The sequence below is a fragment of the Acinetobacter sp. ANC 4558 genome (assembly GCF_002135375.1).
Classification (GTDB): domain Bacteria; phylum Pseudomonadota; class Gammaproteobacteria; order Pseudomonadales; family Moraxellaceae; genus Acinetobacter.
This window is the reverse complement of record NZ_NEGH01000006.1, coordinates 169,861-192,932: the sequence shown is the minus strand read 5'-3', so window position 1 is coordinate 192,932 and position 23,072 is coordinate 169,861. Positions and strand designations below refer to the sequence as shown.

Below are 23,072 nucleotides of genomic sequence, written 5' to 3'. Positions count from 1 at the left end.
TTTATTACATTAAATAATTGATATATTTTCAAAATATCAATTTCAACAATAAATAAAAAAGCTGCATATTGTAGATGCAGCTTCTTGATTAGAAGTAATATCAATCAGTTATATAATTAAACATCACTTTCTAGCTTTATTAATTTTTGAATTATATCACATTGGCTTTTCAAATTTTTCTTAATTTCTTCATTTCTAATATGCTCAATGCATTCAACTATATTCAAAACTATTGAAATTGATTTTCGTGATCTCAACTCTAGGCATATCCCCCTAGATCAGAATCTTTGAAGCGCCTAAATGCAATGAAGGCCGTGTAATGCTCTCAAAATAACAGTAATAAGGCAGAATCGCATCCAAACATATATCTACCACTTTTTGCTCGTGTATATTCCACGCTTTACAAATATTCTGTCCTGTTACAGCATTACCGCGAATTGCAAACACATACAAATGGTCATTTGATTGGGCAATTTGTTTAGTAAAAAATTGACTTAGGCTAATTTTATGTTCAGGATTAAAAATCCATTTCTCTGAAAACCACAATTGCAGTAAATCACCCAAATAGAGCTGTTTATCTTTTACAAAACGCAGTTGTAATTGAGCATCATCAACTATGGAAAAGTAGAGATCCGCATTATTTAAAATAGAGAGGTACTGATCTTGATAATAATCAATATTTGAAAAAATCTTTTGGATTGTTAGCGCATTCATTCGCCTTCTCCTGTTTAGCCATTTTAGTGCTGGCAAGTTGGTTAAATCCACACAGTCTAGGCTTATACCTAAACATTCTTTCTATATATTTAGACTAGCAATTGATTTCTCATTTTTCAAGTCCCTCTTCATTTTTTTCTAAAATATATGACTTCTGTTTAAATAACCACCATCTAAGTGCATTATTTTTAAATAGATGTCTATTCTCTCTTGACGCTCTCTTAAATGTCCTTATAATCTGCTACAGATTCTCCCATAGCTCAGTCGGTAGAGCGACGGACTGTTAATCCGCAGGTCCCTGGTTCGAGCCCAGGTGGGAGAGCCATAATTTAAAACCACTTTCATAAGTGGTTTTTTTGTATCAATTAGAATCATTTCTCCAAATCATCAAAGACTTCAAACATCTTAATTGTATGTGTTGCTATAATTCATTGATTCAAAAAAAAGATACTGTAGCCAGTATCTTTTATATTTTGAAAACTAGTCAAATAAGTTCATTTTTCTACCTATATCGCATTAGTTCTTTGCACAGATTCATAACGAGAAATTAGATATACCGCACATACTATACTCAATAAAATATGGAACAGTGCCAGACTAATCACAGAAATAATCGAACCTGTTTCATTTAATAAAAACTGAGCAATAATCGGTGTAGATCCAGCGAAAATCATTCCGCATAATTGGTAACTTAAAGAAATACCGGTATATCTCACATTCGGTGGAAATGCTTTTACTAGAATCCCACCTAAAAAAGAATAATACATAGAGTGTGGAATCGTAGCGATCGCCATACCAAATGCAGCCCATGCATAAGACTTTGTAGCAATCAATACAAAAGCCAAAGGTAATAAAATAATTTCAGGTAATAAAATCCATACAACCGCTTTTTTCAAATTAATTCTTGAAGCAATAATTGCTCCAAATGGTTGAAATATTACTTGAGTAATTAAAGCGATAGTCACAATGCCTAAGAAATCTGAACGCGTAAATCCAATTTCATTTACTGCCCATGATAAGGCAAAAGTTGTTTTAAAATAGGTTGCTGAGAGCCCAATTGTACATGCAGCCATTCCCAAAAACACCATCATCTTATATTTCTTAAGTACTTCTTTTAATGGAACCTTTACTAAAGTTTTGCTTTCTTTTAATTGTTGCATCACGGGTGATTCCGCAACACTTAAACGAATATATAAACCCGTAATTACCAACAGTGCTGAAAATAAAAATGGAACTCTCCAACCCCAAGAAAGAAACTGATCATCGGGTAAAAATGAAAATGCAAAGAAAATAGATGTGGCTAATAAATTCCCAACAGGCGAACCTTGCTGAGCAAAAGCTGAATATAATAACTCTTTACCTTTAGGTGCATGCTCAGCAGAAAGCAGTACTGCTCCACCCCATTCCCCCCCCATTGCAATACCCTGCAGTAACCGTAAAAATATTAAAGTAATTGGGGCTGCAATCCCTATAGTCTCATAGGTCGGTAATAGTCCAATTGCAGTTGTACACACACCCATTAAAATTAAAGTAATAATTAATGTTTTTTTACGTCCAATCCTATCACCTAAATGACCAAAAACCATACCACCTACAGGTCGTGCTAGGAAACCAATCCAAAATGTCGCAAATGCAGCTAAAGTACCTGTTGCCGTATCTGTAACTGGAAAAAATATTTTTGCAAAAACTAAAGCTGCTGCCGTACTATAGGCATAGAAGTCATACCACTCGATCGTTGTACCAACAAATGCTGCAATTCCTGCCTTTTTAGCCACCTTGGCTTTTTCTGTTTGATTCACATTTTCCATATGATATCCCTGATCGAGGACAGCAAAAAGGTGCCACATAAGTTTTAAATAAATATGTAGTATTTTTCCAATATTTTGCTGTCCATTTTATTAATATAATTAAATGTATTCACCGTTATTTAAGTGCATATATTTATTTCAATTTATAAAACAAATAATTAAAAAGCTCAGTCCAACTCCATTAAAAGACTGAATCAATGAACACGCTTATCTGCTCATTATTTATGGCTTTTCTGGTTGAATAATTTGATGTTCAATCAGTAAATTAATTTGCTCTTGACTAAAACCATGTTTCAGCAATACATCAGCTGTATGCTGAGAAAAACTTGGTGGCGCCATTCGATAACTTGCAGGTGTTTGACTTAATTTAATCGGAGAAGCAATACCAACATATTCATCTCCAATTGGTATCAGCATTTTTCGATGCTGTGTATGAGGATGTTGTACCACTTCCTCAATATTCAAAATTGGTCCACAAGGCACACCTTTTTGTATCAGATCATGGGCAATTTTATTTCCGTCATAATTAATTAAGCATTGCTCTAAAATTGCTTTTAGTTCTTTTTTATTTGAACATCGTTGAGCATTACTGATAAAACGTGCGTCAGTTGTTAAATTTTGTAAATTCAAATGATGACAAAGTTTAGCAAACTGTTGGTCATTTCCTGCTGCGATATAAATTGGACTTGATCCTGTTTGGTAAGCATCATAAGGCGTAATATTAGGATGAGCATTCCCTGTTTTTTGAGGAATATTACCTGACCACATATAATTTGGAATATGTGGATGCAAAAGTGAAATACCTGTATCAAAAAGTGCAGCTTCAACCAATTGTCCCTGACCTGTTTTATGACGTGCCTGTATCGCAAGCAATATACCGATCGCAGCATTTAGTCCCGTCACCATATCAACAACAGGTAATCCCACTCTTAATGACTCACCCTCTGGCTCACCATTTACACTCATAATCCCAGTCATGGCTTGAATAACAGAATCATAGCCTGGTAGCCCCCCTAAGGGACCATCCATACCAAAACCCGTCACTCTACAATGAATTAATCGCGGAAATTTTTTTGATAATACGTCCTCATAACCTAGCCCCCACTTTTCTAGCGTTCCAATTTTAAAGTTTTCGACGACTACATCAGCATCTTCAAGAAGTTTTAGTAGAATATCTCGACCTTCAACTTTGGTTAAATCAACGACAATCCCTTTTTTATTGCGATTAATGCCCGAAAAATATGCAGCACTGTCTTGCCGAAAAGGCGGTCCCCAAAACCGAGTTTCATCTTTTTGAGGAGGTTCTACCTTTATAACGTCAGCACCATGATCTGCTAAGACTTGTGCGGAAAAAGGACCACCAAGTACTCGACTTAAATCAACAATTTTAATCCCTTGCAAAGCACCTGTATTCATATTCATCCTTGATGCCTCCGTCTATCCCAAAAGAATTGATAATGCTTGTTGTTGTGAAACTGGCTTTTCTTGAATTAACGCATTTTCAAGTTCAGCATATTTCTGATCAAAATCTGCTTGTAAGGGATCAATGCTTGAAAGTTTATATTTCACGACTTGATGTGCCCAAGCTAGCCGTTGCCAATGATCTGAAATTTGCACAGATTCCCATGCCATCATAATGGCTGTGCTCACATGATAAAGTGCCGTTGCAGCCTTACGTGTATCCGCCTCATCATCTTCACGTGTCACATATGAAATCAACTTGACCACTTGATTTAACTTTGTCGTTAATGTGTCTTTGGTAATTTGAGGAATGTGTGTGTCATCTAATAATGACAATAAATAAGGTACCAAGGCTTCTAATGCATTTGCTCTTTTGGTCGCTCTAATCACATCTAAAGCAACGATATTACTGGTTCCTTCCCAAATCGAACCCAAGTGTGCATCTCGAACAATTCTTGGATCCGACCATTCTTCGATATAACCACAACCACCACGTACTTCCATCGCATCGCTAGTTACTTTTCGAGCATCACGGCAAACACGGAATTTAATGAGTGGCGTTAAAATACGCACACAAGATGCTGCCTGTTCATCACCCTGTCTGGATTTATGCAAAAGTAATGCTGTGTGTAGCATCATGCTTTTGGCTTGTTCACTTGGAAGCATCATTTTTAATAGTTGTTTACGTTGAAGTGGTAATTCTTGCAATGCCTTACCAAATGCATAACGATGCTTACAAATATACAGTGCCTCACCAACCGCACGGCGCATTAATCCAGCCGCGCGGACACCATTTGAAATACGAGATAAATTGATCATATCTGCCATTTGCTGGAAGCCTCGACCAATCTCACCAAGTAAATATGCTTTTGCACCTTGTAGCGAAATTTCACCACTCGCCATTGACCGCGTACCCATTTTGTCTTTTAAGCGAAGAATTTCATAATGATTATGCTGACCATTATCGAGCAGCTTAGGCATAAGGAATAAACCTAAACCTTTCATTCCTTCTGGCGCACCATCTACATGTGCGAGTACCATGGCAACACCTGCATCTGGATTAGAGCAAAACCATTTATCACCCGTTAAAAACCATTCGCCATTTTTTTCGACCGCTGTGGTGGTAATTGCAGATACATCAGAACCTGCACCCTGTTCTGTAATAAACATCGCACCTTGGGTCAGTGCATCAAAATCTGAGGTTAAGAGGTTAGGTAAATATTTTTCAATAACGTCAGATGATGCATATTTACACATCGTATGTGTCAATGAATCAGTCATGCTCACTGGGCAACATAAGCCAAATTCAGCTTGAACAAATAAATAGGTCATTGCATATTTTGCCATGGGTGGAATTACATCATCCCAACCAAACACACCTTTTTTATACGACATGCTTGCTAATGCAAGTTCGCTATATGCTTTTTTCTCAAGTTCAATATAATCTGGATGCTTATTTATTTTTTGCTCATCAAAACCACGACGATTTCGATATTGTAATGTTGGCGGATTCTTATCAGCGCTTAATGCCAAACGATCTAAATGACCACCCACTTCAAGACCTAATTTTTCAAAATGTGGTAATAAGTGAGTATAAAGATCTGAAGGTAAATAAATTTTGAGTAGATTATTGATTGCTGGATCTGCAGTGAAAAAGTTTTGTCCTGCGCGATCAGGAATATTATTGACCTCTATTCCTTGCATAATATTTAAATTAACCATTTTTACTCCTATGTAGAAGTTGATCTATCTTTCCTTAGTTCACTTCAGAGTAAAAAGCATTCAATATTAAGTAAAATATATTATTTAAACTGTTTGATTTATAAAATGTATCAACGTATGGTGATCTTATCACTCACTCATCAGCAGATTTTACACGTATTAATTTAAAAATAAGATCATCCCAAAAAGGACAACTCAAATGAAACTTAGACAATTAAAATATTTTGTGACTGTTGCGGAAGAACTTCATTTTGGTCGCGCTGCTCAACGACTACATATTTCACAACCACCCTTAAGTCTGAGTATTCAACAGCTTGAACAACATCTAGGCTTTGCTTTATTTATTCGAAATAATAAAAATGTTGCACTCACAGATGCTGGTTCACTTTTTTATCAAGAAGCGATCATGCTCTTAAAACATGCCGAAGATATGAAGCAGATGTGTGAGCAAGTGGCTTCAGGAATATTAGGGCAACTTAGAGTCGGATTTTCAAGTTCAACTTTATTTAGTAGTTTGAATCAATATATTACAAATTTTCAAATCCAATACCCTCAAATTAATATTATTTTAAAAGAAATGAATTCTTTAGAACAAATTCAAGCCGTTAAATTGGAGCAAATTAACTTAGGTTTTGTGCATTTATATCATCAAGATCCTCAATTAGAGCAACAGCTCTTTCTATCAGAAGATTTTGTTTGTTGCCTTCCGAAAAATCATCCATTTTCACAACAAGAAAAAATAGATCTAAAACAATTACAAAATGAAAATTTTATTTTGTTCCCACGCCCAATTGCACCACACTATCATGATCAAATTACCTCTATTTGCATTAATGCAGGTTTTAGCCCCAAACTCACCCATGAGGTTCGTAATTGGCTGACCATTATCCAATGTGTAGAAATTGGTTTAGGCTTTGCAATTGTCCCTAAATCTATGCAGATTTTAGGCAAAGGACATCTTTGCTTTATTCCAATTGAAAATAATCAAATTCGCTCAGATACTTATTGTATTTGGAATAAAAATATGACGTCTATTGTATTAAATAATTTTATAAATAATCTCAATTTTGCTGAGTAATATCATTGCCCATCAGTTAAAATCCCTTGATTACAAGACTTAATTATCTCCTCACAAAAAAGGGCTACATCAATGTAACCCTTAATTTTTGATTTTTTAATGAATTTAATTTGCAAATGCTGCAATACCTGTTTGTGCTCGTCCTAAAATTAAAGCATGTACATCATGTGTACCTTCATAGGTATTTACAACCTCAAGGTTAACCAAATGACGGGCAACACCAAACTCATCACTTATTCCATTACCCCCCATCATATCTCGTGCTAAACGTGCAATATCTAAAGCTTTGCCACAGTTATTACGTTTAATTAAAGATGTCCCTTCAACCGCAGCAATCCCCTCATCTTTCATACGCCCAAACCTTAAGGCAGCTTGTAATCCCAGTGCAATCTCAGTTTGCATATCCGCTAATTTTTTTTGTATAAGTTGATTGGCAGCTAATGGTCGACCGAATTGCTTACGATCCATTGTATATCGATGTGCAGTATGCCAACAGAACTCTGCAGCCCCCATTGCCCCCCAAGCAATCCCGTAACGTGCACTATCTAGGCAAGTGAAAGGACCGCGTAAACCTCTGATTTCAGGAAATGCATTTTCTTCTGGAACAAAGACATTATCCATTACAATTTCACCTGTAATAGATGCACGTAAACCCACCTTGCCGTGAATTGCAGGTGCAGAAAGCCCTTCCCAATCTTTTTCTAAAATAAAACCGCGAATAGCACCGATATTCCCTTCTTTAGAAACTTCTTTCGCCCAAACGACAAATACATCTGCAATTGGGCTATTGGTGATCCACATTTTTGCGCCAGTTAAACGATAACCACCATCAACCTTTTTAGCACGTGTAATCATACTTCCAGGATCTGAACCGTGATCAGGCTCAGTCAAGCCAAAGCAACCAATATATTCACCTGTTGCAAGTTTTGGTAAATACTTTTGTTTTTGTTCTTCACTTCCAAATTCATTAATAGGCACCATCACCAATGAGCTTTGTACGCTGGCCATTGAACGATAACCTGAATCCACATATTCAATTTCACGGGCAACTAAGCCATAACTAACATAGTTTAAACCTGAACCACCATATTGCTCAGGAATTGTTGGTCCTAACAAACCAAGCTCTCCCATTTCGCGAAAAATACGTGGATCAGTTTTTTCATGACGAAATTGTTCTAACACACGTGGTTGTAATTTCCCTTGGCAATAAGCATGCGCTGTATCACGAATCATGCGCTCTTCTTCTGTCAATTGCTGTTCAAGTAAAAAGGGATCTTGCCAATTAAAATGAACTTTCTCTTTTTTTTGCATATTAACCAATTGATTCATTCCTTCATCTCTTTTTAATCTTTCATATTATCTTAGGCAGATCATATCTGATGTTCAAACGATAAATTTGCATGGCATTATGCATTTTTAGCATATCTGAAACAAAAGAAGCATAAAAATAATTATAAATTATTTTAAATATAAATTTATAATACAAATACTTATGATATTTTATAAATAATTTAAATAAATCCTCTTGCGAAGAAACATACTTATATCTCATTATTAAATATATTTAAAATCTAATTTCAGACCTTGTTATGAGAAGAAGTATCCCGACTGTTCAAAGCTTATTATGTTTTGAAGCTGCAGCAAAGTTAGGTAATTATACAACTGCTGCAAAAGAATTATTTTTAACACAAAGTGCTGTATCTCGCCAGATTCAACAACTAGAGTCTTTTTTAGGAGTGAGCCTATTTACGAGAACACAATATGGCGTAGAACTCACAACGGCAGGTGATAACTATTATAAAAATATTAAACCACTACTAATTGCTTTAGAGCAATGTAGTTTAGATATTCTTTCACATCAAGGTACGAGTGGAACACTTAAATTAGGCATTGTACCAACCTTTGCAACACGATGGTTGGTTCCACGAATTGCCGATTTTCAAAATAAAAATCCCAATATTAATATTCAAATGGAGACAAATACGAAGCCTTTTCTATTTAGTGAGAATAATTTTGATGCTGCAATTTTTGCAGGAACAGTACAACAAATTGAACAATGGTCTGGAATAAAATCGCAGTTTTTAATGCAAGAAGATTTAATCGTAGTATGTAGCCCAACGCTTTTCAAAAAAATATATCCTACCCATAAGAACCATACACTACAGCCCGAGCAACTTAAGGAATTTCCTCTTTTACAGCAAACAACGCGACTTTCTATTTGGCAAGAATTTTTTCAACATTTAAATATACATCATCCAAATCCATATCAAGGACAACGCCATGAGCTATTTTCAATGCTATCTGAAGCCGCCATACACGACATGGGAATAACGCTTTTACCTAAAATGTTTGTTGAACATGAATTAAAAAATGGATTATTAATTCAAATTTCAAACTTTAGCTATAAATCCTCAAGAAATTATTACTTCATTCAATCCAGTAAAAATGAGTCACACTACGTTTCCTCTTTTTTAAACTGGTTAATCGAACAATGCCAGACAATAGAAACAAGCTAAATATAAAGCCATACTCAACATAGTAATGTTATAGATACATCATCGTTACGGCTGTACTTTAGTCTGCTCATCTCGTGCTTTTTCTTCTATTCGTTTGAGTATTTCTGCTTGTTGTTGTTTATATTTTTCTTGATTCTTTTTATCACTCTTTACTGCAATAAAAGCCATTGTAATTAAAAAAATAGGAATAAATAATCCAAGTGCTGCTAATAAGTAGATTTTCTTTTTGTTCATTGGTGAAGGTTTTTGGTTCATCGAAATTGCATCAAAATAATTCAATCCGCCATTAAAACGAATAAAATCGCAGATTTCAATAACACTTTATCCTATTTAAAAAGGCTCTATATAGAGCCTAATCGAAGTGCTTAATATAACTGTATAAAAATACCAACAAATAAAATAATACCAATCCAACGATTATGTCGAAATGCCCAGAAACACCACTGAGGATCTCGATCTTTAGTTTTAGTCCATTGATAAATAAAGTCTGCGATAACCAAAATAAGTGCAATAATACCAAATGGGATCAACATCTCTTGCAAATAAAAAGCAGTACCGATGAGCAATACACTTGCTGCCTGCAATAACGAAATAATTGGAATATCGTATTGACCAAATAAAATCGCAGTAGACTTTACGCCAATTTTTAAATCATATTCACGATCTGTAATGGCATATTGAGTGTCATATGCCACCGTCCAAGCCAAATTACCCAAATAAAGCAGCCAACACGTCCAATCAAGTGGTTTTCCCATTGCTGTAAATGACATTGGAATTCCCCATGAAAAAGCCATACCCAATACCACTTGCGGTAAGTGCGTATAGCGTTTCATAAATGGATAAATAAAGGCAAGGACTAAGCCAATTAAAGCGCAATAAAATGTCGCAATCGGTAAAAAAAATAAAGTGCAAGCACTGGCAGCAACCAAACCAATAAACACCCATATTGCTTCTTTTGCAGAAATAATTCCTGTGGCAAGCGGTCGATTTTTAGTTCTTTCAACATGAGCATCTACTTTACGGTCTGCAAAATCATTAATGGCACAGCCCGCTGCACGCATAAATATTGTCCCAAAAATAATGGCTAACAATATCGTTAAATCAGGAATTCCTCCTGCTGCAATCCAAAGTGCTGACATAGTTGGCCAAAAAACCAATTCTGTGCCAATGGGTTTATCAAAGCGGCACAAATAAATATAAGCTTTTAAACGTTGACGCCAAGTAATTTGATATGCGGTTGCCATGCCTTATTCCTAACTCGATTACTTTGTATGCTGTACTGCAATAAATTCTTCAAATTCAGCAAGAAACGTTTCTTGAACAATAAATTTACATCCATGCCAAGTATAACAGCTCTGCCTTGTCCAACCATCTTCTAACAAGATGATACGACGATCACATGAAGGCATTGTTCTCTGGAAGAGGAAATGCCCTATAGGTTTGGAGCCAATATGTTGAAAAATACGTGCTTTCTTTTTTAAACTTAAAATAGGAAAAATGCTCTTTGCTTTCACCCAAGGTAAAACTTCACTACCATATAAATAACTTTCTCTCACCCATGCGGTATGTTGATGTGGCATCCCCATCCACTGTGCATCCAAGAAACTTAAGCGTTGAAAATTTTCATATGTCGGCTGCACCCTAAACTGCCCACCTGCCAAATCAGTAAGTTGCTGAGTCAAAGAACCTGTTGCGTAGAGCCATGTTCGTAATTCAGAACAAATATGACGATCGTGCATTGTCCATATTCGTTTACTTCTCATAAAATCGGTGCTCTAGCTAATAGATTAAATTCATTCGATGATCTAAGATATTTTAACAATTATCCGTTTTCGCAATCACTTGAAACTGTCCTTGTAAGGTTTTAATTAAAATCATACCTTCTGTACTTAAATAAAAACTTTGAGGATAATCATAATCTAATGCAAGCTCAGGATTCTTTAAACCCACAAATTCAGCTTGTTTAAAGCCTTCTACCGTTCTTCCAACTTCAATATATGTCACCATAGAAAAATTCATTTTGAAACCTAAACTGTGATCTTTTGCATCTATCCATGGATAAAAACTTGTATGTTTCTTGCGCTGTGCCATCTATGCTACATCTTTGATTTCATGCCTCATCATACAAAAAAAACCCGTATTTAGCGGGTTTTTTTGATTTTTATTTCAATAATAACTTACAGGCTATAATACATATCAAATTCTACTGGATGAGTTGTCGTATTTAAACGACGAACTTCTTCAGTTTTCAATTCAATGTAAGCATCAATCATGTCTTTCGTGAATACACCACCTTTTAATAGGTAGTCGTTGTCCGCAGCAAGGGCTTCAAGTGCCATATCTAAACTATGTGCAACTGTTGGAATTTTTGCTTCTTCTTCAGGAGGAAGATCATACAAATTCTTATCAGCTGCTTCACCTGGATGGATCTTATTTTGAATTCCATCAAGACCCGCCATTAACAATGCTGCAAAACCTAAATATGGGTTCATCATTGGATCTGGGAAGCGCGCTTCAATACGCTTACCTTTAGGGCTTGAAACATAAGGAATACGAATTGAAGCAGAACGGTTACGCGCTGAGTAAGCAAGCATAATTGGTGCTTCAAAATGTGGAACCAAACGCTTATATGAGTTTGTTGATGGATTGGTTAAAGCATTCAGTGAGCGTGCATGTTTAATTACACCGCCAATGAAATACAGTGCCATTTCAGAAAGACCTGCATATTCATCGCCCGCAAACAAGTTCTTTCCATCTTTAGAAATAGAAATATGAACGTGCATACCTGAACCATTATCACCCACCATTGGTTTAGGCATAAAGGTTGCAGTCTTCGCATATTGATGTGCTACATTCCAAACTGCATATTTAAACTGCTGAACTTCATCTGCTTTACGAACCATAGTGTTAAAGCTGACACCAATTTCAAGCTGACAAGATGCAACCTCATGATGATGTACTTCTACACGACCTGGTCCCATGATATCTTCAATTTTCGCACACATATCTGCACGCATATCTTGAGAAGAATCTACTGGCGGTACAGGGAAATAACCACCTTTCACACGTGGACGGTGTCCAGAGTTACCAGCTTCATAATCTTTACCTGTAGACCATGCCGCTTCTTCAGCAATCAATGTATGACGTGCGCCAGACATATCAATGTCCCACTTCACTTCATCAAAAACGAAAAATTCTGGTTCAGGACCAAAGAATGCTGTATCACCAATCCCTGTAGATTTTAAATATTCTTCAGCACGACGAGCAATTGAGCGTGGATCGCGTTCGTAACCTTGACCTGTTGAAGGCTCAATTACATCACAAGTCACAACCACTGTTGGCTCAGCAAAGAATGGATCAAGGAAACCTGTTTCAGCATCTGGACGTAAAATCATGTCAGAAGCTTCAATGCCTTTCCAACCAGCAATTGAAGATCCGTCAAACATTTTACCGTCTTCAAATGTATCTTCATCAATCGTATCTGCTGGGTAAGTAACATGCTGCTCTTTACCCTTTGTATCAGTAAAGCGAAAATCGACCCATTTTGCGCCACTTTCTTGGATGAGTTGAAGGACCTTGTTCGCCATGCTCATTTTGCTCCGATGTTTTTTTGTTGCACTTAGAAAGTGCGTGTTAGTAGTTGGTAATTATCAAGCAAATACTGTACCAACTATGCGAAAGTTAAATTAAAAATCTGAATTTCTTATCAGAAATAAGCTATATCACTTTTGCATTGCAACTATTATACTGTCTACACAGAGAAATGCACCATATTCACTCACACTTCTGCACAATTATTATAAAAGATTTTTCAAAAGCACTAAATTGGTGCAAAACCATATCTTGGGTGATAACAACATATCTGCCGTTGAATAAATTCTAGAATATAAATGTCATATAACACGAATAAATATTGCTAAGGTTTATTTACATTTCATTTATTTATAGAATTAATTGATCAATAAAAACGTTAGGTTTCATTCAGCACCTTTTTTTATTTTTAACTGAATAAATAATCTTATTTTGATTGAAAACGCTCAATCATGCTTTCAATCAAAAATATAATTTGAAAAAAAATAATGTTATATCGCTAAATTTAAACAGATAAGCCCAAGCAAGGCCGGAATCGCTTGTATAAAAAGAATTTTTTTACTTGCTGTAATTGCTCCATAAATACCTGCAACCAAAACACAGCCCAGAAAAAAATTACCTAAATAAAGAGAGAATGGCTCGGAAACAAAAAGTGACCATAAAAGCCCAGCCGCAAGAAAACCATTATACAACCCTTGATTTTGCGCCAACACTTTAGTTTGTTTGGCTTTTTCAAGTGTATTTCCAAATGCCTTCATGCCTAGTGGTCGATCCCATAAAAACATTTCCAAAATCAGAATATAAATGTGAAGTAAGCCAATACATGTGATCATTATTTTTGCAAGCATTGTAATTCCTTTTATTCTAAATAGTTAATCGTACTCGAAAATATAAATAACGAATAGTAAATGTTTGAGTTTTAAAATCACTATACTTTATTCATCAATCACGATCTAAAAAATAAATGCTTTTAAACATTTTTCGAAATACAGCTCATTAAAAAACCTCCTATAAAGGAGGTTTTCTTGTTTAAATTACGATTTAAAATATTAATTTATATAAACAATTCAAACCCGTATAAAATGATTTTCCATCTATATTAAGACTAAATTTTTCACCAGACTCAATTTGAACTTGTTTACATACTTCAACCCAAACTGCACCAGATAATGTACTTTGCTTTCGTTTAAATGGGATGATTTTGACACGTATTTGCTCACCATTAAAGGCAGCGGCTGTCATCCAGCCATTTGAAATATTCATTTTTCACTCATTTCATTGAGCTTTTGCAAAACAGAGTAATAATTAACCAATAAAACCAGTAGAGAGGACTGAACACTGATATAGAGAGGCTCTCGCCTACAATTAAATTTACGATTTTACATTAGCATATATTTAACAATATTAAGTATTTTAACTACTTTAACCTGATTGAATAGATTACATATAATTGTTGATTTTTAAAATCTGTAGGATGCGGTTCATATTCGGTTTAATGACTTGAATTTAACAATACATCTTCTAAATTTATATATAATTTCAATATTGCACTCACTTCGGCAATGTGTATGATATTCAATCATTTGAAATTATAGCATTATTTTTATATTAAATCAATCTAATCAGCTAAACATACATTAACCGAGATCGCGTAGAAATAATGCCATAGCGATAACCTATTTTTCTTTCAACGTTACGTATGACGAATACTTACTATTTAATGCCAAAAACAGTATTTCTTCTATAACTTAACCTCGATATAAAAAGCACCCTCAGGTGCTTTTTATATCGTGACATCTTATTTAACATTTAAGAAAATTGGGTTTGAATAGAACCATAAATCTGCATAATTACGTTTATTGATTTCATTAAAACGCTGCTGATGATCAACAGTTTCATTTTTCAAATCAATAAGTGGCTCACCATTTTTCGTTTCACCTTCCACATCTACACCTAAATTTGTCCCACGTAAACGAAGGTATTGGTTTTTATCTAACTTCATTTTATAAGTGATGACATTAAATCCATTGGCATCAGTCTTCCAGTCTTTGGACGTAAATCGTGCTAAAACCTTTGTTGTTGAATTTTTTGCGTTATTATAATTTGAAGAATTTGCTTCATATTTTGGAACAACATCACCCACAATTAAATCTACATGATCAACTTTTGGTTTACTATTTGCCGAATTACCACTATTAAATGGGAATTGCTCATTATTATATTCTGGGCTTTTAAATTTAATGGTGACTGTAACATTATCACCTTTTGTTGTTGTTAAGGTCTGCCCCATTGAATATGTTTTATTATTCACATTGACATTAAAATCTAAAGCATTGATGAGATCGCCATAAACACCAAATGAACGTCCATCTTTAAGCCCTTTGACCACATCAGCTAGGCTATTTCCATTTTTCCATAAATATGTTTTTGAATATTCACCAGGTGCATAACCACTCGTATACTTTCCACTTCCCACTGTAAAGTGATAATCGGAGTTTGCTATATTCCAAATATGACGCCCTTCGCCCAGCAACGAATCCCAAAGCCCACCAACCTTAGCAACGTAGTAATCTACACCGCCATAACTACGGTTTACTAAATTATCATCTATATAGGCAGTCTCATAACCACCACGATTAGGCTCCATCTGATTCCCAATCATCCCTTCAATCATGTAAAAAATATCTGGCGCAGTATCATGTAATTCACGAATTTGAGCTGGTGAATATTTTCCCACCCCACGAGATGGATGATTAAGAATCATATAACTATTAGGATAATTAGTTTTAATCCACTTTAAAGCTTTTACCGAATCTGCATGTGAACTAAATGCACGATCCCCTTCACTATATTTACTTAGAATGTCATTACTAAAATATTTTTTATCTTTATTGGTAAAAAGATATTCAAACTCTTCTACTGCTTTTAAATTTTTAGAATTATTTTGGTTCTCTATACCAATACCAATATTCACATGATCATGCGTTGGCATATCCCACTCAAAAGCAGAATAAACCGTTTTATTCGGATACTTACCATTTTTGATTAATGAATCAATATATGGAACTTCAAACTCTTTCATTCCTTGAGAAAATGCAATAGACCCATTTATTAAATCATTGCCTTCATGATCACGTTTTTCAAGACGTAAATGATTTGATAAAAGCATCCAATCTAGACTGTATTTATTTAAGGCTAAATCTAAAACATCGGCTAATTTTACTTGTGCATCATCCGATTGAATTGTATGCACATGTAAATCACCAGTACTCCACGCACCTTTTTCGATAGGTTCAGGCACTTGAATCACTTTTTTATCATTATCATCATTGCAACCTGTTAAACCTAAAATCCCAATACACGCTAATGAGATCGTCAGAGTTTTCATTTTTAAAAAACGCACAGTCATCTTATTTACCAAACATTAACAATATTTACAAAATAACAATCAAATATTTCAATAGAATTAATCACCATCTATTAAAAATATTGGTTAAACAAATAGGCATAATAAATACTGATGATTTTGTACTAATAAAAGATAGGGCTTAAAAATACGGAGAAAATTGATAGAAAAAATAACAGCTAAAGCACATATTCCGCAGAATTCTAGAATACAATCGATTAGTAATTATATGAATTAATGTTTATATAAAATGAGACACTTAATTGAAAATACATTTACCAGATTAAAGTATTTCAGAGAGATTGCAACTCGATATGATAAGCAAAAACAGAACCATAAAAACTCAGTTGTTTTAGTCTATATTTTTATTTGGCTACTACTAGGAAATATTAATCAATCTCATATAAGAAATTGATTTATCCTAAATAATATATAATTACAGTATTGGGTCTGACTAAAATTACTGAGTGGGTAAATCAATGCATGTATAGAAAAAAAGAGTTTAAAACGGTTTGTTGATGGAAATTGATCGCAGAGCTCGAGCGAGTGAAGTAATTTCATTATTCGTAGCTGAAAAAACCACATTTTATAAAATGCTTAAAAATAGTCAAATTCCTAAGAGCATACGACTAAGTGAAAAAGAGGTTTGGGGGTATAAGTCAACTGTTAAAAAAGAGGTTGAAAAATACAAGCCTAAAAATGGTATAGTAGCCTGTTCATAGCAGGCTTTTTTATGTCTACTTGTAAAGTATGCACTTTATTCAAAACGAGGAACATAACGGGCAACCTGCTATAATGCTTTAAATTATGATCTAAATTTCAAAAGGTTAAGCTAAAAATGCTTCTAATGATCGACAACTATGACTCTTTTACTTATAACATCGTTCAATATTTTGGCGAGTTAAATCAAGATGTAAAAGTAGTTCGTAATGATGCCGTCACATTGGATGACATAGAACGATGGCAACCGAAGTATTTGGTCATTGGTCCTGGTCCTTGCTCTCCATCAGAAGCTGGTATTTCAATTCCTGCAATCCAAACCTTTGCTGGAAAAATCCCATTACTTGGCGTTTGTCTTGGCCATCAAAGTATCGGGCAGGCATTTGGTGGTGATATTATTCGTGCTAAAAAAGTGATGCATGGTCGATTATCTGATATGTATCACAGCAACAAAGGAATTTTCAGTAACTTGCCTTCTCCATTTTCTGCAACACGTTATCATTCCTTAGTGATTGATCAAACAACATTGCCAGAATGCTTAGAAGTGACATGTTGGACCAATGAAACCGATGGCTCTCTAGAAGAAATTATGGGTGTTAAACATAAGACATTACCTATTGAAGGTGTGCAATTTCATCCTGAATCTATTCTGAGTCAACATGGCCATCAAATATTCAAAAACTTCTTAGAAATTTATGCATAAGTGAACCATATGAATATTCAACAAGCTTTAAGTCATATTACAAAAAATATTCATCTGACGCAGTCTCAAATGGAAGATGTCATGCGTAGCATTATGTCAGGTGAAGCGACAGATGCACAGATTGGTGCATTAATGATGGGACTTCGCCTAAAAGGTGAAAGTATTGATGAAATTACTGCTGCTGCACGCGTGATGCGTGAACTTGCCATTAATATTGATGTCAGCGATATTCCTAATTTAGTCGATATCGTTGGTACTGGTGGAGATGGTCAAAACTTATTTAATGTTTCAACAGCTTCTGCTTTTGTTGTTTCTGCTGCAGGTGCTACCATTGCGAAACATGGGGGCCGAGGTGTTTCTGGAAAATCAGGTTCATCCGATTTACTTGAACAGGCAGGAATTAGTTTAGAGCTAAATATGCAACAAACTGAACGTTGTATTCGTGAACTGGGTATTGGCTTTTTATTTGCACCCAATCACCACAAAGCAATGAAATATGCTGCAGGGCCTCGAAAAGAATTAGGAATTCGCACTTTATTTAATTTACTCGGCCCGCTTACGAATCCGGCTGGCGTAAAACGCTTTGTAATTGGTGTATTTTCTAATGAATTATGTCGCCCAATCGCGGAAGTTCTTAAACAACTTGATGCTGAACATGTCATGGTTGTACATTCAAAAGATGGTTTAGATGAAATTAGCCTAGCATCTGCAACTTATGTTGCTGAATTAAAAAATGGTGAAATTAGCGAATGGATCATTACCCCTGAAGCAGTCGATATTGAGTCTCAAACTTTAACTGGATTATCTATTGATAGCCCAGCAGAAAGTCTTGCACTCATTAAAGATGCTTTGGGTAAAAAGAAATCGGAAAAAGGAGAAAAAGCTGCCAATATTATTGCACTTAATGCAGGTGCAGCTTTGTATGTTTCAGGTCTAACAACAACGTATAAACAAGGTGTTGCGTTAGCCCACGACATTATTTATGGTGGTCAAGCTTTAGAAAAAATGGGAATTTTATCTGAGTTTACCAAAACCTTAAAAACATACGAAGTATAAGGGTAGAAATAAGATCATGAACACTATCGAAAATACGATTTTAGGTAAAATCATTGAGCGTAAAAAAGAAGAATTTGCGACTCGTTTAAAGCAACGTAGCTATAAAGATATAGAAGAGCTTGCTCATGCAGCCTCTCCTATTCGTCATTTTGCTCAGTCTCTTTTATCGAAACAACCTGGTGTGATTGCTGAAATAAAAAAAGCATCTCCATCTAAAGGGGTAATTCGAGAAAATTTTAATCCGACTGAAATTGCAGAACAATATGAAACTGCGGGTGCTGCATGTTTATCTGTCCTAACAGATGTCGATTTTTTTCAAGGTGCCGATGAAAATATTTCTCTAGCTCGCTCAAACTGCACGTTACCAGCACTCCGTAAAGATTTTTTAATTGATCCTTATGGCGTGATTGAAGCACGTGCAATACAAGCTGACTGTATTCTTTTAATTGTTTCATGTCTTTCTGATCAACAATTAGAAGAAATGTCTAAAACTGCATTCGAATATCAACTTGACGTTTTAGTTGAAGTCCATGATGAAAATGAACTTGAGCGTGCACTACAACTCTCAGAACGCTGTTTACTGGGTGTCAATAATCGTAATTTAAAAACATTTGATGTCGATTTAAATACATCCATTCGTTTAAAAAAACTACTTGATCCTTCACGTGTTTTAATTACTGAAAGTGGTATTGCAACACCAAATGATGTTCAAATGATGCAAGAAAATGATATTCATAGTTTTCTCGTGGGTGAGAGTTTTATGAAACAACCAAGACCAGATCATGCATTTACGGCATTATTTGGTCAGCCGCAAGTATATTAAACTGTTCCAAAGAAACTCAATTTATTATGTAAAATTGAGTTTCTTTTAATCATAAAATTATTGATTCGTCGAATAAATATAAGTACATACCTAAATATGAAGTTATTTCAATTTAATACTTTTTTGAAGTTTTATGTATTGCTCTTTGGAACTTTGACATTATTCAGCTTAGCTTTATCTATTTGTGATTTATATGTTAATTTCAACTTAATTTCTTTGAAAAACTCAATACGAAGTTGTGTCATCTTTTTCTTATTTTTTATGCTTGGAATTCATTATCATAAAATTCAAGCTTATTTCTAAAATAATGATTTATACCATGATTACTAAATTAAATAATCATGATATACACATATTTTTTAGCTCCACCCATTAATTCAGCTTTTCGTCTTGCGCTAAATCAATATATTCCTTTTCGTTCTTTTTTATAATTTTTTCACATAACTCATATGCCCTTTGAGTATGCGAAACAATTTGATCTTGATGTTGTTTCTTTTTCTGATCCACTGGTTGGTTTAAATGCTGCTGTAAAATTTCCTCACAATAGAAAAACTCAAATGCCAATTGGTTTAAATCTTCATCATAAATCTGACTATGTACAAAAATATGTAATTCATTAGAAAATACAGGAATAAGATTTAAGTACAAACTGTCTAATGTATGCATAATATTTTCAGCATTATTTTCATGATTTTTAATTTGTTGCATAAAATCAAAACTATATCTACGAATACGATAAAGGCTTGGAAATAAAATCACAAAATATTTTTGTTTTTGTGTTTCCAACATTTTCTTCGTATTTTTCTTCTCTAAGTAATTTAAATATAGCGGAATAACAATCGCAACAAAAATTGCTACAACAGATCCTACCGCCTGTACCCATGCAGCTAACTCTTGATTAAAAATTAAATCTGATTGTGTAAGCAATTCTATATTCCTCTAACGATCACAACATCTGACACATAAATTTCATTTATTCCATCACTGGTGTTATTTCAAATGTAAATAAATACAAATTAAATTGGAATATCATAAATTTAATTATTAGACTTACTATAAAAGTTCAACAAATACTAGAGCTAAGCCAATATTATTATTCAATATAATCGATTTAATTTATTATATTTTCAAAACTCATGCGTACCAAAATATTTTCTTCTTATTTAATCTAGGCAATGGAATCAACAAAGAGCATAAAATCAAATCAATTTTACACTGTTCAAATTCTTTATATTTCAGACTATAATTATTGCCTAATTCTTTGAAATCGATATTCGTTTAAACTATGAGTAAGTCCGATTCTTCACTTTCTAAAGATCAATTTAATTTATTAAAAGCCTTTAAAAAGCAAATCACCAATCCTCATTCTTCTGCACTCGAACAACAGTCTAAGCAGAAATCTCAGGCGACACCTCTAGAAAATGAAGAAGATGATGCCGATTTATTTCGTAAACAAATGCAAGGGGTCCAAAAAATGGAGACTAGCAATATTGCGAAATTTGAAAAATCAGTCAAGAAAAAACCGAATGCTCAAGTTCTTGCCAAACGTGCTGCTGCAATTGGACCCATGCAAACTGATGATACGGAATTATCTGATACTCAAGCCATGCTTAATCCAGTGGGTAGTCAGGTTGCTTTGAGTTATCGCATTGCTACCTTACAGCATAGAGTCTTTGAAGATTTAAAAGCAGGTAATCTACGTTGGTTTGAAGCAGTAGATTTACATGGTTGCACCATTGAAGAAGCACGTACAGCTGTTCTCCAAATTATTCAAATTGCAAAAGATGAAAACCAAAATGTACTTAAAATTGTTCATGGGAAAGGTCCTGATGCAATCTTAAAAACCTATGTAAATAGCTGGTTACGCCAACACCGCGATGTTTTAGCTTTTGTGAGTGCCCCTGAAAAGCAAGGGGGAACTGGTGCCGTTTTAGTTCTGCTTAAACGCACAGAAAAAAATCCAAAGTCTAAGTAATCATCGGAATTTTCTTCCATAACAGGGGCATTTTGCTAGTTTTCTGCTACAATGCCGTCCTTGTTCAATCTATCAAGTGTAAGTGAACACCTCTTATGTCTATGCAGCAATCCTACGCAAATATCCTAACTGCCGTTGGCGAAGATCTTCATCGTCCAGGTTTGAAAGATACGCCGATGCGTGCTGCTAAAGCTTTTTCATATTTAACTTCAGGATATAATCAGTCATTAGCAGAAGTTACTAACAATGCTGTTTTCCCTTCTGATAATCATGAAATGGTTTTAGTTAAAAATATTGAATTTTATTCTTTATGTGAACATCATCTTCTGCCATTTTATGGTCGAGTTCATATTGCTTATTTACCAGAAGGTCAAGTATTAGGTCTATCTAAATTCGCCCGCATTACTGAAATGTTTGCGCGACGTTTACAAATTCAAGAAAATTTGACTCAACAAATTGCTGAGGCTATTGCTGAGGTGACTGGAGCACGAGGTGTTGCTGTTGTTATTGACTCCGCTCACATGTGCATGATGATGCGTGGTGTAGGCAAACAAGAATCAACCACACGAACAGTTTCTTTTTTAGGTGATTTTAAAACCAATAAAGATGATCGTCGTGAATTTTTAAGTGCTGTGCCTGAAAGTTACTAAGATTTTTCATCAAAATAAAACCCCAAATAGTGGGGTTTTTTATTTAATATAACTTCCAAAAACCATTGGGTTTACGTTGACCTAGAATACCTAAAACAAGCACTAAACTTAAAAGTAATAAAAGGTACCATGAACCTAATTTACCCCACCCAACCATATGCCATGCATCGACTTGACTTGGATATAACCATATTTGATTAAATGTACTAATATTCTCAGCAATCCAAATAATAAAGGCTAAAACAAACATCACTGGAAGCATGGGTAATTTCATGTGAATATGTTTTAAAGAAAATCCAATTTTAGTTGGCCAAAAAATTAAAATACTCCATGCGAATAAAAAATATCGAATATCTGGTATGAAAAACTTCGACATAAAATTAATATATGAACATAATGCTAAAGCGAGCATATTGGGAAAGCTTGGTAAGTATTGAATAGAAACTTGGAAAAGTCGTAAAGATCTAGCAAAAAAACTTCCCACTGCGGAATACATAAAACCTGCAAATAACGGTACTGTACAAATTTTAAAAACGGCGGGTTGGGGATATTGCCATGATCCAATTTCAGGATGAGTTAGAAAAATTTCCATGATCATGGCCATAACATGAAATAAAGCAATTACTTTTGCTTCAGCCCAAGATTCTAATTTGCAATAAAGTAAACACGCTTGAATGATTAAAGCATAAAATAATAAGTAATCATAACGGTAGAAACCATAGTACATATGGTCTCCCATGCTTGATGTTAGAATAAATGCAATCAGTAGCAATATTCCAAACAAGGCAGCCGAAGCTGCCTTAAACGAAAATTCACCTAAAGATTTTAGGAATAAAATCACTGAAATTC

Annotated in this window: 23 protein-coding genes, 1 tRNA gene and 1 pseudogene; 10 read left to right on the top strand and 15 right to left on the bottom strand. The window is 34.6% G+C overall.

What is annotated here, in order from left to right:
* Positions 1-273: 273 nt before the first annotated feature.
* On the bottom strand, positions 274-714 hold the full coding sequence (locus B9T31_RS09415; protein ID WP_086181701.1) for a hypothetical protein: 441 nt from the start codon (positions 712-714) through the stop codon (positions 274-276).
* A 249-nt stretch (positions 715-963) separates the two neighbouring features.
* On the opposite strand from B9T31_RS09415, the gene B9T31_RS09410 reads away from it, so the two are divergent.
* Positions 964-1,039, top strand: a tRNA-Asn gene (locus tag B9T31_RS09410).
* Between the two features lie 181 nt (positions 1,040-1,220).
* Here the strand turns inward: B9T31_RS09410 and B9T31_RS09405 are convergent.
* The 3 genes from B9T31_RS09405 to B9T31_RS09395 form a co-directional block, all read right to left on the bottom strand.
* A complete protein-coding gene (locus tag B9T31_RS09405) occupies positions 1,221-2,522 on the bottom strand; it encodes an MFS transporter (protein WP_086181700.1) in 1,302 nt (433 codons plus the stop codon).
* Positions 2,523-2,744: 222 nt separating this feature from the next.
* Positions 2,745-3,944 (bottom strand): CaiB/BaiF CoA transferase family protein, encoded by a 1,200-nt coding sequence (locus B9T31_RS09400; protein ID WP_086181699.1) that lies wholly within the window; start codon positions 3,942-3,944, stop codon positions 2,745-2,747.
* 15 nt (positions 3,945-3,959) lie between these two features.
* On the bottom strand, positions 3,960-5,705 hold the full coding sequence (locus B9T31_RS09395; RefSeq protein ID WP_086181698.1) for an acyl-CoA dehydrogenase family protein: 1,746 nt from the start codon (positions 5,703-5,705) through the stop codon (positions 3,960-3,962).
* 199 nt (positions 5,706-5,904) lie between these two features.
* Between B9T31_RS09395 and B9T31_RS09390 the strand changes: the two genes are divergently transcribed.
* Entirely contained in the window at positions 5,905-6,783 is an 879-nt protein-coding gene (locus B9T31_RS09390) for a LysR family transcriptional regulator (RefSeq protein WP_086181697.1), read from the top strand.
* 105 nt (positions 6,784-6,888) lie between these two features.
* Here B9T31_RS09390 and B9T31_RS09385 read toward each other — a convergent pair whose 3' ends face one another.
* Positions 6,889-8,112: an acyl-CoA dehydrogenase gene (locus tag B9T31_RS09385; protein WP_086181696.1), complete on the bottom strand. Its 1,224-nt coding sequence runs from the start codon at positions 8,110-8,112 to the stop codon at positions 6,889-6,891.
* Positions 8,113-8,372: 260 nt separating this feature from the next.
* Here B9T31_RS09385 and B9T31_RS09380 point away from each other — a divergent pair, with 260 nt between their 5' ends.
* Positions 8,373-9,299 carry a LysR family transcriptional regulator gene (locus tag B9T31_RS09380; RefSeq protein ID WP_086181695.1) on the top strand — a complete coding sequence of 309 codons (927 nt, stop codon included), beginning with the start codon at positions 8,373-8,375 and terminating at the stop codon, positions 9,297-9,299.
* A 45-nt stretch (positions 9,300-9,344) separates the two neighbouring features.
* Here the strand turns inward: B9T31_RS09380 and B9T31_RS09375 are convergent, their stop codons facing one another.
* From B9T31_RS09375 to B9T31_RS09340, 8 genes are all read right to left on the bottom strand, one after another.
* Positions 9,345-9,554: a hypothetical protein gene (locus B9T31_RS09375; protein ID WP_086181694.1), complete on the bottom strand. Its 210-nt coding sequence runs from the start codon at positions 9,552-9,554 to the stop codon at positions 9,345-9,347.
* A 110-nt stretch (positions 9,555-9,664) separates the two neighbouring features.
* Positions 9,665-10,543 (bottom strand): 4-hydroxybenzoate octaprenyltransferase, encoded by an 879-nt coding sequence (gene ubiA / locus B9T31_RS09370; RefSeq protein WP_086181693.1) that lies wholly within the window; start codon positions 10,541-10,543, stop codon positions 9,665-9,667.
* An 18-nt stretch (positions 10,544-10,561) separates the two neighbouring features.
* Positions 10,562-11,038 carry a chorismate--pyruvate lyase family protein gene (locus tag B9T31_RS09365; RefSeq protein ID WP_416202531.1) on the bottom strand — a complete coding sequence of 159 codons (477 nt, stop codon included), beginning with the start codon at positions 11,036-11,038 and terminating at the stop codon, positions 10,562-10,564.
* A gap of 76 nt (positions 11,039-11,114) precedes the next feature.
* On the bottom strand, positions 11,115-11,390 hold the full coding sequence (locus B9T31_RS09360; protein WP_086181691.1) for a hypothetical protein: 276 nt from the start codon (positions 11,388-11,390) through the stop codon (positions 11,115-11,117).
* A gap of 86 nt (positions 11,391-11,476) precedes the next feature.
* Positions 11,477-12,892 (bottom strand): type I glutamate--ammonia ligase, encoded by a 1,416-nt coding sequence (gene glnA, locus B9T31_RS09355; protein ID WP_171264726.1) that lies wholly within the window; start codon positions 12,890-12,892, stop codon positions 11,477-11,479.
* A gap of 489 nt (positions 12,893-13,381) precedes the next feature.
* On the bottom strand, positions 13,382-13,738 hold the full coding sequence (locus B9T31_RS09350; RefSeq protein WP_086181689.1) for a DUF1304 domain-containing protein: 357 nt from the start codon (positions 13,736-13,738) through the stop codon (positions 13,382-13,384).
* A 193-nt stretch (positions 13,739-13,931) separates the two neighbouring features.
* Entirely contained in the window at positions 13,932-14,153 is a 222-nt protein-coding gene (locus B9T31_RS09345) for a transposase (RefSeq protein ID WP_086181688.1), read from the bottom strand.
* A 535-nt stretch (positions 14,154-14,688) separates the two neighbouring features.
* Positions 14,689-16,299 carry an S-layer protein gene (locus B9T31_RS09340; protein ID WP_086181687.1) on the bottom strand — a complete coding sequence of 537 codons (1,611 nt, stop codon included), beginning with the start codon at positions 16,297-16,299 and terminating at the stop codon, positions 14,689-14,691.
* A 238-nt stretch (positions 16,300-16,537) separates the two neighbouring features.
* Here B9T31_RS09340 and B9T31_RS17675 point away from each other — a divergent pair.
* The 5 genes and pseudogenes from B9T31_RS17675 to trpC form a co-directional block, all read left to right on the top strand.
* Positions 16,538-16,711 (top strand): annotated as a pseudogene (locus B9T31_RS17675) (IS5/IS1182 family transposase); the annotation flags it as partial.
* Positions 16,712-16,814: 103 nt separating this feature from the next.
* The gene (locus tag B9T31_RS09335; protein WP_086181686.1) at positions 16,815-17,018 is read left to right on the top strand and encodes a transcriptional regulator; all 204 of its coding nucleotides are present in this window, start codon (positions 16,815-16,817) and stop codon (positions 17,016-17,018) included.
* 116 nt (positions 17,019-17,134) lie between these two features.
* Positions 17,135-17,719, top strand: a complete 585-nt coding sequence (locus B9T31_RS09330) for an anthranilate synthase component II (protein WP_086181685.1) — start codon at positions 17,135-17,137, stop codon at positions 17,717-17,719.
* A gap of 9 nt (positions 17,720-17,728) precedes the next feature.
* Positions 17,729-18,775, top strand: coding sequence for an anthranilate phosphoribosyltransferase (gene trpD / locus B9T31_RS09325; RefSeq protein WP_086181684.1), 1,047 nt, complete (start codon positions 17,729-17,731; stop codon positions 18,773-18,775).
* A 16-nt stretch (positions 18,776-18,791) separates the two neighbouring features.
* The gene (trpC, locus tag B9T31_RS09320) at positions 18,792-19,598 is read left to right on the top strand and encodes an indole-3-glycerol phosphate synthase TrpC (protein WP_086181683.1); all 807 of its coding nucleotides are present in this window, start codon (positions 18,792-18,794) and stop codon (positions 19,596-19,598) included.
* A gap of 372 nt (positions 19,599-19,970) precedes the next feature.
* On the opposite strand, the gene B9T31_RS09315 is transcribed toward trpC, so the two are convergent.
* Positions 19,971-20,525 carry a hypothetical protein gene (locus B9T31_RS09315; RefSeq protein ID WP_086181682.1) on the bottom strand — a complete coding sequence of 185 codons (555 nt, stop codon included), beginning with the start codon at positions 20,523-20,525 and terminating at the stop codon, positions 19,971-19,973.
* Between the two features lie 358 nt (positions 20,526-20,883).
* Between B9T31_RS09315 and B9T31_RS09310 the strand changes: the two genes are divergently transcribed.
* Both B9T31_RS09310 and folE read left to right on the top strand, forming a co-directional pair.
* Positions 20,884-21,573, top strand: coding sequence for a Smr/MutS family protein (locus B9T31_RS09310; protein ID WP_086181681.1), 690 nt, complete (start codon positions 20,884-20,886; stop codon positions 21,571-21,573).
* Positions 21,574-21,674: 101 nt separating this feature from the next.
* Complete coding sequence (gene folE / locus B9T31_RS09305) at positions 21,675-22,223, top strand: GTP cyclohydrolase I FolE (protein ID WP_171264729.1); 549 nt, start codon at positions 21,675-21,677, stop codon at positions 22,221-22,223.
* 43 nt (positions 22,224-22,266) lie between these two features.
* Here folE and B9T31_RS09300 read toward each other — a convergent pair whose 3' ends face one another.
* A complete protein-coding gene (locus B9T31_RS09300) occupies positions 22,267-23,061 on the bottom strand; it encodes a DUF817 family protein (protein ID WP_171264728.1) in 795 nt (264 codons plus the stop codon).
* Positions 23,062-23,072: the final 11 nt, after the last annotated feature.